Raw genomic sequence first — 11296 nt, 5'->3', positions numbered from 1 at the left:
GAAGGCTTAAAATGAAGAAAGCCCCCGAAAGAGGGGCTTTCTTGCGGTCCGGACGGGACTAAATTCAGCACATTCCGCCTTTCCCGGTTCCGCTGCTGAAACGCCAATTTGTCCAGCAATGGCGGGGCATTGGTAACGGATGGGGGAAACGGGTATCGGAAGGAAGAAAGGGAAAAGGGTCAACAAAGGGTCAACAAAAGGGTCAACGATCTATCTTCGCGGTATCCAGTAACCTCACATGCAACCCCATGGCCACCTTTCACTTTTACCTCCGCGACGCGGAACCCGTTGACGTACCCACCGCCGTACACCTTCACATCCGATGGGCGGGACAACGCCTTGTCTATCCCACGGGGTGCAAAGTGGTGCCCCGGCATTGGAACGCGACAAAAGAGCAAGTCACCGGCAAGGCCCCAACGTGCCCGCATTGCTCACCGCCCCCCAGCGACCGGGTGAACGCGGACGGTAGGCCCTTCGCAGTTGAGGCCCACCGCGACATCAACGAACGCCTGAAGGTGTTGCAGGCATGTGCCGTGGGCATCTTGGACACCTTCGCACGGGAACACAACCGGGCACCTTCGCGCAACGAGCTGCGGGACGCGCTCAACAGCGCGGACGGCAAGGCCACCAGGGATGCACCCCTTGACCTGTTGGCCTTCGTTCAAAACTTCGTGGATAGCAAGGAAGGTCGGGAACATGTGGACGGGTCCGGATCACTGCATTTCACCACGGTGAACCGCTACGTGTTGACCTTGGAACTGCTGAAGGCATACGTTGCGAAACGCGCCAACAGGAAAACACCGCCGCCCGTGTATTTCTCCGAAGTTGACGGGTCATTCGTTTCCGGGTTCACGCACTTCCTCACCAAGGGCGTGAACGGTAAGACCTACGCGGCCAACACCGTCGTGAAGTATTCCCGGACCTTGCGCAAGTTCCTGCGACTTGCCAAGGAACACCGGGAAGTGGGCAAGGAGGTTAACCCTGAAGTGTTCAGCAAACGCTATACGCTGAAGGAAGATCCCAGCGAACAAGTCTATTTGACCGCCGCCGAACTGGATGCCTTCTACCGGCTGGACCTGAACGCACACCCGCCTTGACCCCGTGACCTGTTCTTTGATCGTGGACCGGGTTGCGGTTCGGGGACTTATCCCGCATCCAACCGGAACACATCGAAGGGGGACGGCTGCGGGTACGAACATCGAAAACCGGCAAAGAGGTAACGATACCGCTACACCCGTGCATTCCTGCGATCATGGCCAAGTATGGCGGGCGTGTGCCTTCAGGCATATCGAACCAAAAACAAAACGGCTACATCAAAGAGGCCGCTGCCATGGTGCCCGCATTGCAGGTGAAAACCATGGAAGGCCGAACAAAGGGCGGCATCCGCCGGGAAGTGGCACGGTACAAATGGGAACGGGTAACGACGCACACCGCCCGCCGGTCCTTCGCGTCCAACTGCTACCGCGACGGTATCCCCGCCCGCACGATCATGGCCGTAACCGGACACCGCACGGAACAGGCATTCATGCGGTACATCCGCCTGACTAATGATGAACACGCGGACATCATGGCCAAGTCCAGCCTGTTCACCATGCCGGTATTGAAGGCCGTTTGATCGCATGAGTTACGACAATCACGACCGCATGGGCGAGATATTGGCCGGTCCCACCAAGGACGAAGTGTTAAAGCAATTCTCACTACCGGACCTATTTCTCACAGTACAGGAACTCTCGCCGATGGATGCGTTCAAGGAGTTCATGGACTATGCAAAAACAGCAATTGGCAGAAAGTTCTCACTTGCCTTGTATGGAGCGTTGAGACGCGATGCCTATGCTGCTAACGAGCGTCTTGGGAAAAATGGGGTGGGAGGTGTATTTCCCTCTCTTACTGACCACCAGGAAAACGCAAACGGTCGCATCATGCGCCATGAGCTATCCGCAAGGTTTGCACCGTTGCTTCCTGCAATACGAGAATACATTTCACAACGTCCGCAGGATCCCGCAATGCTCAATCGGCTGGCATGGTTGGCTGATCAAGTAGAGATTGTCAACGCACAGGACTACCCACTCCACGGCTTTCCGAGGCTTGGTTGTACAGAGTGGCGTGCGTTGAAAAAGGGAATTTCGGACACGATCACGAACCTTCCCACCGCATTAGGCAACCCCGTAGAACTGGCACCTACAGCAACGAAGGGTACCCCGGAACGCCTGCCTTGGACATCCACCACCTCCGCGTTTGCTCACATTTTCACCACCCTTTCAAACGCCGGTTACTTCCCAATACCGCGAAGGGGCGGAAAAGAAAACGAACCCAACTTCACCGGCTTTGCGCGTGTGCTATTGCAGGCGTTCGATGTGAAAGGCGAAGATGGGAACTCCCTCACCGTGGAGCAACTTCGCGTGCGGCTGAGGCCATCGGCACCGCGCCCTTTACCCGAAACCAAAACGGCGAAATTCCAGATCCCGGACAAGGGTATTTTGATCGTGCCAAACGCTGACGAAATGGAGTAATTCGGAGCGTTACCGGTAACGGTCCGGTTACACCGGGGGCGTGAAACGGCGGTCCATTTGGCGAAACAAATCGACCAATGGATCAACAGATAGTTCTTTCCTCCGTACCGCTCACCGACTTGGTAAGTGAGATTGTCCGCGCCATGCGTGCGGACATGGACACCGCAACACCGCCACCGCCTGAAGAGTTGTTGACGCGGGTTGAAACGGCCAAACAGCTACACGTTACCCTCCCCACGTTGCGGCAATACACCCTACGTGGCTACGTGAAGGGGTACCGCATGGGCAACCGTGTCCTGTACAAACATTCCGAGGTGCTGAACGCATTGCAACAGATGCGCACCGCCGGTAAACAACAACGGGCATGAACAATCCAGTTTGCCCCTCACATGCCGTGGTCACGTTCACGAACGACGTTCCCAGCGGTCGCTATTTGAAGGATCCCGCCATCATTCCGTTCACCAAGGTGCCAGAATGGCTGAAGGTGAAACGTACATGGGACAAGGCCCGCAAGGCCGTGGGCGCGGATATGATCATTGACGGCCCCACGCGCAACAAGGTCCGCACATTCCACACCGGGTTGATCCCCACGGACATAGAACAGTGGTTCGTTGGCGACCATGCCGACGTGTATGCCGGGAAGGTTTGCCGGAACGTGGTCGTGTTCCACTTCACCCCGGATGCCCGGCGGTTGATCGTGTTCTACTTCACCGGCCTACAAAAGTTCAGCATTCCCGAACGGGTGAAGTTCGCCCGCAGTGTGATCCCATGGCTACAGATACCCCCAGCGGCCCACGTAACGCCTGAACGCGACAACGGGGGCTATTGACCCCGTCTATCCAGTTGCCTTACATGGGACATGCCGCATGATCGACGGTCTAAAGATACGGATCCGGGGACGTGACCAACAATGGTTGCGAACGCACCACCTGTTGAAGTGGACGTACAAGGGGCCAGGCCGCAACGGTTGCCCACGATATACCGCCCGGTGGGGTGCCTTCACTTTTCACGGGGATGAAACCCGTTGCACCCGGATGGTGGGTTCATTCCACAATCTACCCCTGGCGGACTTCGTTCACCAATTCGTTGAGGTTGTTACTCGTTTGCACACCTTCGGCCTTCACTCTTCAAACCTTGTTTTGTCAAATGTCGAGGTGGGCGTGAACATCATTCCGCCCATGGCCACGGCCGAGGTGCTGCGGTCGATCGTGCTGCACCGAACATCGCATGCAAGGCCGATGGATGCTCCAGCGCAGGGGATTACTATTTGCCACCCGGATACACCACAAAACAAACGAACGCATGGCAACCTATACCGGTTCAAGTTCTACGATAAGGCATTGCACATGGTGCCCGTTTGCAAGGCATTGGGCATTGAGTACGATGGCCCCTCCGAATTGCTCCGGTTTGAATTAGCCGCCCGGAAGATGCGCCAACTTGAACGCTACGGGGTGCGCACTTTGTCCGACTTAATGGAGCCGTCCACATGGGCCGCATTGCAGGGGTACGCATTGGCAAGGTTCGACGAACTGTTGATCGTGGAGCCGGGAATACAAAGGCCAGGACTTCGGCCCTTACAGGTCGAACTATTGGCCAGCCATCTATTGGGCGGCTGACAAACGGCGGCGAAACGGAAGATGCTGAACGACATCTACACGCGACATGCCCCCGACGGCCTAAAGGCTACCCTGCGAAGGTTGATCGCTGCCAAATTGGAAGAGCTGAACGACGGCCCGACCCCGGACCTTTGCCCAGACGGGGTAAAACCCACCATACTTACCGCACGCCGGACCTTTACACCGACGGGGGTAACATCAACCGACCATCCCGAAAAAGGGCCAATTCGGACCTTTGCACCCTATACGATAAGGGGTGCAAAGGTCCGGGCTAAGGATAGCGGGGACGACATCATGGACAACCGACATTGCCTCACTTGTGGGCGGGACATATCTGGGCAAGATCCACGGTCGAAGTATTGCAGCGAACAACGATATGGGAAGGCCGGCAAAAGTTGCCGCAACGCTGCCAGCAACCAACCCAACATTACAACCCTCTGCTATTCGACCATACTCCATTCATCCGTCCATTGGGGCCAAGGCTCACAACCACCGGGATGAAGGCGAAATCGAATAAGGCGCTGTAGTATTGCCCTATGAAGGCGCTATTCATATTGATGCTTGGTGTCACGCCTGTCTGGACAGTCAATCAACTTTGGCCTACGCTTGAGACCACAACACCACCGGATTTGGTTGGTACCTCGCGGACCTCGACGAAGGGGTGCGGGTGAGCATCGAGAACAACGGGATGATATTGGCAAACAGCAGGACGTCGTATTCATCTCTTCCGGTCGGATACTCCGCTTGGTCATTTGAACCGACGATTGCCTATCATTCCAAAGGATGTGAAGGTGCGCATCAGCATGGACATGTCCGGTTTACGCTGGAACCTCCCAATTAGGCGAGAAGAGGGTTTGCAAGGGTTTACTTGGCTTTCTTCCTCGCCTCCTTCGCTGCCTTCTCGTTTGCCTTCTTCTTGCCCGCTCTTCTCCGTTCAAGACGCTGCTGGGCCAAATACTGGGCCTGCTCTGCTGACATGGGCTGGGAAACAGGCGCTACATACTGCACCGGCCTGACCACGGGGGCGTACAAGGGTCTACCTCCATATTTGCCCACTGAAGAGCTCCTACTTTGGTTGACCCCGTTTGGATTTGTTTGGGGCGGGACCCCACTCTCATCGTATTTCTCGTAATGGCCGGGTATGAAGATGCCTTGGCTGTTATAGTGCGCCGGGATGAAGGTCCCAGGATCTTGCGCCTGACAGATTGTGGCGACGGCAATTAGAATAGGGAGGATCAGTTTTTTCATGGGTCGTGGTTCATTCACCAAACGAAGGTAGCAGAATAATCCAAGGCACATTTGGGCCACTTGCGGCTGAATTCTGCACCAAACCTCCAAATTCACCCACCGCTACCTTAGCGCGAACGCCTCAATCAATCACAATGGACAAACAGAGAGAGTGGACGGACCCCGAAATCATGAAGATGACGTTGTTCCTGTCCAAAAAACTGAAGGAGGAAAAGGATGCGGGAGTGAAGGGGAAGTACACGCAGATGGTGGAGGGCGGCACGAAGGATGGAGGCGGAGGACGCAATGACCCATGCACACATCATTGAACCCAAAGTCACAGTGTCGCAGCCCAGCCCCGCAGATCAGGCCATGGCCGAAATAGGTCGCCTCATCCGCACACGTATGGCCGACAAGAAGATGACCAAGTACCTTGTGTGCAAGAGGCTGAACGAAATCGCCCAGCGCGACGGAAAGACACGGAACACCTTGGTGAGCGGGACATCCCTCACGAACCTGATGGAAGGTAGGGGCGTGAACCTGAAGACTTTGCTGCTTATATGCGAGGCTACGGACATGGAGCTACCCATGCCACGGCCAGTGCAAAGGCACTCGAACGCAGGATAAGTAGAACGGGTCCCCTTTCCCTTTTGGAGTGTCATTTTCTCTTCCGCATTTGCCCCCCCACCCCGGGCTACCCCCTATGTCCATGGATAGCCTTACCCACACATGGCATTGTGAAAATGGCTAAAAGTGCCTTGTTCACCCGCCCCAGTAGGGAAGGCCAGGAATATGCCGAAGGGGAGGAATACGCAGCCTTGGCCATTCCTCCGAGCCGGGGCATGATGCCCGCGCGTGAATAGGCCGCAACCGTTTGACCTGCATAAAATGCGCCATCAGTGACTTTCCTTCCAGCCTAAGAAAGTGGCACTCGTGCCCCATTTCAGTACAACACCCATTGCCGCGACCTGAACTCACAAAAGGGGAGGAATTGAGGCAAAAGGGTCAACAAACGGTCAACAACCATCAACGAGGATCGCCGCATTCCCTTGATACTCTAAGGGATGCGGCGATACCGTTGCGGTCCGGACGGGACTCGAACCCGCGACCTCCGCCGTGACAGGGCGGCATTCTAACCAGCTGAACTACCGAACCGTTGGCTTCAACTTCCGCCGAAGCGGCTGCAAATGTAATCCGTCCGTTCGATCCCGCAAGTTTCGTCTCAAGGAAGCAAGTGCTGAAAGTTGCACGTGAAAGCCACGACCGTCCAAAAGCCGCGCCCACCACGCCGTCGCCAAAGCGCTTTGGCGGTGGGCGCCCTGACAACTGACAACCCGCCGACGCCAGGGCGCTTTGGCGGGGGAACCTGACAACTGACAACTAGTACAACCGGCTCCGCTTCAGCAAAAACTGCAACAGGATGTTCTCAAAACCCGCATTGATGTCGGCCTCCACGAGTTCGATGCGGTATTGGCCGCACTTGAGTTTCAACTCGTGCCAGTAAGCCGCCATGGCCGCTTTGTACTCCGCGCGCACTTCCGCCGCATGGGCCTTCACCTGGGCGCCACTCTCCACGTCCACGAAGGTGTAGGGGCGGTCCTCGAAGCCGAGTTCCAGCTCGTGTTTGCGGTCCACCACGTGGAAGAGGATCACGTCGTGCTTGTTGTAGCGCAGGTGTTGCAGCGCATCGAAAAGCTCCGCGCTCCGTTCGCTGTTGTCCATCATGTCGCTGAAGAGCACCACGAGCGAGCGGCGGTGCGTGCGGCGCGCGATGTCGTGCAGGGCGTCCACCGCGTTCGTCCGCTTGTCCTTGGTGGGCGCGGTAGTGCTGAGCAGCTTCTCCAGTTCCGCCATCAGATGCCTCAGGTGGACGGCATTGCTGCGGGCCTCCTCGGTGATGAGCACGTCATCCGCGAAGACGGTGAAACCCACGGCGTCGCGCTGCTTGCGGAGCAGGGCGATCAAGGCCGCAGCGGCATAGGTGGCGAACTCGATCTTGTTGAACTGCTTCGGCGCCTTTTCTGAGGTTTCCGGATAGTACATGCTGCTGCTGGCGTCGATCACCAACTGGCAGCGCAGGTTGGTTTCTTCCTCGTAGCGCTTCACGAATAGCTTGTCCGTGCGGGCATACAGCTTCCAGTCGATGTGGCGGGTGCTTTCGCCGGGGTTGTACGCGCGATGCTCCGCGAACTCCACGCTGAAACCGTGGAAGGGGCTTTTGTGCAATCCCGCAAGGAAACCCTCCACCACCTGCCGCGCATGGAACTCCAACTGGCTAAGGGCTTGGATGTGGTGCTGGTCGATGGGCATGGGCGGGTTCCCGCGGCGCGGAAGGGAGGGGGCAAAGATCGGTCTTTGCGGTGTAACGCTTCTCCCCGAGTTCACAGGGATCCTCCTGATACGGCCCTTGCTGAGAACAGCTCCCGCATCCACGATCTTTTAGCCGTTCCTTCGCCCGCCGGTCGAGATCACATTTGTACAAGATGAGCAATTCCCGATTCCCCCAAGTACGCCTGACCCACCCGAAAGGACCCTCGGACCACTTGGACCGCGGGGCCGGGGTGGAATTCTATCTGGACGGCTCCACTGCTGTACGGGTGACCTTGCTCCAACGCTCCGAAACCGGGGATTGGGTGGTGCAAGTGTCCGGGGTGAATGGCGCGGAGATCTCCGTGATGCCGGGTGAGGGGAAGGATTTTGTGGTCGGCTGAAGGAATGTGGCGGTTGTCAATTTTCAGTTGTTAGGCCACCGACACGCCTGCCAACGTGGATCGTGCTTGCCCATCGGGTGGGGATGAAACTTCTGGAACGGACCTGACAACTGACAACTAATCCCGCCCCATCACTGCCTTCAGAAAATGCGCGGTATGCCCAACACCACTCGCCACCAAGGCCTCCGGAGTCCCTTCAAACACGATCGCACCCCCGGCATCCCCGGCCTCGGGACCGAGGTCGATCAGGTGGTCCGCGCAGGCGATCACTTCCAGGTTGTGCTCGATCACCAGCACGCTGTGGCCGTTCTCGATCAAGGCGTTCAAGGCCTTCAGCAGTTTGGCGATGTCGTGGAAGTGCAGGCCGGTGGTGGGCTCGTCAAAGATGAAGAGCGTGGCCTTGGCGTCATGGCCTTTGCCGAGGAAAGAAGATAGCTTGATGCGTTGTGCCTCACCGCCGGAAAGTGTGCTGCTGCTCTGGCCGAGCTTTACATAGCCAAGGCCCGTTTCCCGCAAGGGCATTAGCTTCTCCACGATCCGCTTCACGGCAGTGTGCTTGTCCGCGTGGGTTTGGAAGAAGTCCAGCGCGTCGTCCACGGTGAGGTCCAGCAGCTCCGCGACGTCCTTGCCGTGGAATTTCACGTCCAAGATCTCCTCCTTGAACCGTTTGCCATGGCAGGCTTCGCACTTCAGGCTGATGTCCGCCATGAACTGCATCTCGATGTGGACCTCGCCCTCGCCTTGGCAGACCTCACAGCGGCCGCCGTCCACGTTGAAGCTGAAGTAGGCCGGTTTGTAGCCGCGCATCTTGGCGGCTTCCTGCTCGCTGAAGAGCTGGCGGATGTCATCCCACGCCTTTACATAGGTCACCGGATTGCTGCGCGAGGAACGACCGATGGGATGTTGGTCCACCATCTCCACGGCCTCCACCCGGCGTATGTCGCCGGCCAATTCCTTGAACGCGCCGGGCCGCTCACCGCCGCCGCCTTCCAGCTCGCGGCGCAGGGCGGGGTGGAGGATGCGCTTCACCAAGGTCGTCTTACCGCTTCCGCTCACGCCGGTCACCACGGTGAGCATGTTCAGCGGAAAGGCCACGTCGATGTCCTTCAGGTTGTTCTCGCACGCACCCTTCACCGTGATGCGGTCCTTCACCGGACGCCTCCGCTTGGGCCGTGCGATCTTCTCGCGCCCCGTGAGGTACTTGGCGGTGAGGCCATCGCTGGTCATCAGTTGGTCGTGCGTGCCGCTGAAGATCACTTCGCCACCGTGGGTGCCTGCTTCCGGCCCCATGTCGATGATGTGGTCCGCGGCGCGCATCACCTCTTCGTCGTGCTCCACCACGATCACGGTGTTGCCGAGGTCGCGCAATTGCTTCAGCACGTCGATCAGCCGGTGCGTGTCGCGCGGATGCAGGCCGATACTGGGTTCGTCCAGGATGTACATGCTGCCCACTAAGCTGCTTCCGAGCGATGTGGCCAGGTCGATGCGCTGGGTCTCGCCGCCGCTGAGGGTGTTGCTACGCCGGTCCAAGGAGAGATAGCCCACGCCCACCTCATCCAAATAGCGCAGGCGGTTGACGATCTCCTTCAGCAGGCGTTCCGCGATCTTGCCGTCGGCGGGGGAGAGTTCGATGTGCTTGAAGAAGGCCAAGCATTCGGTGATGGGCAGGCGCACCAGCTCGGTAATGTCATGCCCGGCCACCTTCACGTGCCGCGTTTCGGGCTTGAGACGGCTGCCGTGGCAGAGCGTACAGCTGGTCTTCCCGCGGTAGCGGCTGGCCAGCACCCGGTACTGGATCTTGTAGCTCTTCTGCTCGCAGTACTGGAAGAACGCGTCAATGCCATGTACGCCCTTCGCACCGTTCCATAGCAAGTGTTGTTGAGCCTCGTTCAGCTCGCGGTAGGGGCGGTGGATGGGAAAGTCACGCTCCGCCACGTCGCGGATGAAGTCACGCTTCCATTCGCTCAGCTTTTCGCCGCGCCACGGGGCCACGCAATCGTCATACAGCGAAAGGGTCTTGTCGGGGATCACCAGGTCGGCATCGATGCCGATGATGTTGCCATAGCCTTCGCAGCGCGGGCAGGCCCCCACGGGGTCATTGAAGCTGAAGAGGTTCGGTGTGGGTTCCTCGAAGGTGATGCCGTCCAGCTCGAAGCGGTCGCTGAAGTTGCGACGCAGCGGCTTGCCCTTTGCGTCCTCGCCCAACAGCATGCATGCACCTTGGCCCTCGAAGAAGGCGGCTTCGGCGCTGTCCGCCACACGGCTTTCGGTCTCCTCGTTGCCGGGGTCCACGGTGATGCGGTCCAGCACCAGGCTCCACGGTCCGTTGGAAAGGTCCTTCGCGATCAGCAGGTCCTCGATCCGCTGCACCTCCTTGCCATCGTGGACGCGCGCAAAGCCTTGCTGCTGCAATACATCGAGATGTTCGCGCAACGAACGCCCCTCCGGCAGGTTGATCGGGCTCAACAGCAGTACGGTGCTGTCCTTGGGGAAAGCGTTGGCACCGGCGACCACATCCTCGATGGTGTCGCGCTTCACCTCGCGACCGGTGACCGGGCTGAAGGTGTGGCCCACGCGGGCGAAGAGCAGTTTGAGGTGGTCGTAGACCTCGGTACTGGTACCCACGGTGCTGCGCGGGTTGCTCGTCATCACCTTCTGCTCGATGGCGATGGCGGGGCTGATGCCGGTGATGCGGTCCACGTCCGGCTTTTCCAGACGGCCGAGGAATTGCCGGGCGTAGCTACTGAGGCTTACCACATAGCGGCGCTGACCCTCGGCATAGAGCGTATCGAAGGCCAAGGAGCTTTTTCCGCTACCGCTGAGGCCGGTGATCACCACCAGCTTGCCTCGGGGGATGTCCACACTGATGTTCTTCAGGTTGTGGACGCGGGCACCCTGCACGCTGATGATGCCGGGGGAGCGATGCGGCAACCGCCCGTTGGAAGCGGCTTTTACCGGCTCCGTACGGACATTGGGATCATGGACGGGTTTTGTCAAGGGGCGGCAAATTTACTGCCCGGTGAACCGGTTTTGATCCGGGTACGTATATTTGGTCCACAGAAAAATTGGACGTCCCCGCACAATAGGACACCCACAGGCAACGTTTACCCAACACCAAGCGTCTGCACTAAGTTCACCCCCGCCTCCCGTTTTGGGAGCACATTAAAAACCAAACGGACAGCCCATAGCAAGACCTCTACACCGAAGTGCTCTTTTCATCCCCTTCGGACCT

Annotated in this window: 11 protein-coding genes and 1 tRNA gene; 8 read left to right on the top strand and 4 right to left on the bottom strand. The window is 58.3% G+C overall.

Translation table 11 applies throughout. The annotated features are described in order from the left end of the window. Positions 1-248: 248 nt before the first annotated feature. The 6 genes from IPP95_03410 to IPP95_03385 all read left to right on the top strand — a co-directional run bounded on the left by IPP95_03410 (position 249) and on the right by IPP95_03385 (position 4126). Positions 249-1097 (top strand): phage integrase SAM-like domain-containing protein, encoded by an 849-nt coding sequence (locus IPP95_03410; protein QQS73289.1) that lies wholly within the window; start codon positions 249-251, stop codon positions 1095-1097. Positions 1098-1129: 32 nt separating this feature from the next. Next, positions 1130-1615, top strand: coding sequence for a tyrosine-type recombinase/integrase (locus tag IPP95_03405; protein QQS73288.1), 486 nt, complete (start codon positions 1130-1132; stop codon positions 1613-1615). A gap of 28 nt (positions 1616-1643) precedes the next feature. Beyond that, positions 1644-2510 (top strand): hypothetical protein, encoded by an 867-nt coding sequence (locus IPP95_03400; protein ID QQS73287.1) that lies wholly within the window; start codon positions 1644-1646, stop codon positions 2508-2510. Positions 2511-2587: 77 nt separating this feature from the next. Then, entirely contained in the window at positions 2588-2878 is a 291-nt protein-coding gene (locus IPP95_03395) for a helix-turn-helix domain-containing protein (GenBank protein ID QQS73286.1), read from the top strand. Continuing rightward, positions 2875-3339, top strand: a complete 465-nt coding sequence (locus tag IPP95_03390; GenBank protein QQS73285.1) for a hypothetical protein — start codon at positions 2875-2877, stop codon at positions 3337-3339. Before IPP95_03395 ends, IPP95_03390 begins: the two co-directional genes overlap by 4 nt. Before the next feature lie 310 nt (positions 3340-3649). Beyond that, positions 3650-4126: a hypothetical protein gene (locus tag IPP95_03385; GenBank protein QQS73284.1), complete on the top strand. Its 477-nt coding sequence runs from the start codon at positions 3650-3652 to the stop codon at positions 4124-4126. Between the two features lie 864 nt (positions 4127-4990). Here IPP95_03385 and IPP95_03380 read toward each other — a convergent pair. Continuing rightward, positions 4991-5374 (bottom strand): hypothetical protein, encoded by a 384-nt coding sequence (locus IPP95_03380; GenBank protein ID QQS73283.1) that lies wholly within the window; start codon positions 5372-5374, stop codon positions 4991-4993. Between the two features lie 170 nt (positions 5375-5544). On the opposite strand from IPP95_03380, the gene IPP95_03375 reads away from it, so the two are divergent. After that, positions 5545-5682 carry a hypothetical protein gene (locus IPP95_03375; GenBank protein ID QQS73282.1) on the top strand — a complete coding sequence of 46 codons (138 nt, stop codon included), beginning with the start codon at positions 5545-5547 and terminating at the stop codon, positions 5680-5682. Between the two features lie 752 nt (positions 5683-6434). Here IPP95_03375 and IPP95_03370 read toward each other — a convergent pair. Both IPP95_03370 and IPP95_03365 read right to left on the bottom strand, forming a co-directional pair. Beyond that, positions 6435-6508 (bottom strand) — tRNA-Asp (locus IPP95_03370). Between the two features lie 225 nt (positions 6509-6733). Beyond that, on the bottom strand, positions 6734-7663 hold the full coding sequence (locus tag IPP95_03365; GenBank protein QQS73281.1) for a DUF58 domain-containing protein: 930 nt from the start codon (positions 7661-7663) through the stop codon (positions 6734-6736). A 173-nt stretch (positions 7664-7836) separates the two neighbouring features. Here IPP95_03365 and IPP95_03360 point away from each other — a divergent pair, with 173 nt between their 5' ends. Next, positions 7837-8064, top strand: a complete 228-nt coding sequence (locus tag IPP95_03360; protein QQS73280.1) for a hypothetical protein — start codon at positions 7837-7839, stop codon at positions 8062-8064. Between the two features lie 117 nt (positions 8065-8181). On the opposite strand, the gene uvrA is transcribed toward IPP95_03360, so the two are convergent. Next, positions 8182-10995: an excinuclease ABC subunit UvrA gene (gene uvrA / locus IPP95_03355; protein QQS74184.1), complete on the bottom strand. Its 2814-nt coding sequence runs from the start codon at positions 10993-10995 to the stop codon at positions 8182-8184. Between the last annotated feature and the right edge of the window lie 301 nt (positions 10996-11296).

The sequence above is a fragment of the Flavobacteriales bacterium genome (assembly GCA_016700415.1).
In the GTDB taxonomy this organism is placed as follows: Bacteria; Bacteroidota; Bacteroidia; order Flavobacteriales_F; family PHOS-HE28; genus PHOS-HE28.
The sequence above is the reverse complement of the archived record's forward strand: the minus strand, read 5'-3'. Positions and strand labels throughout refer to the sequence as shown.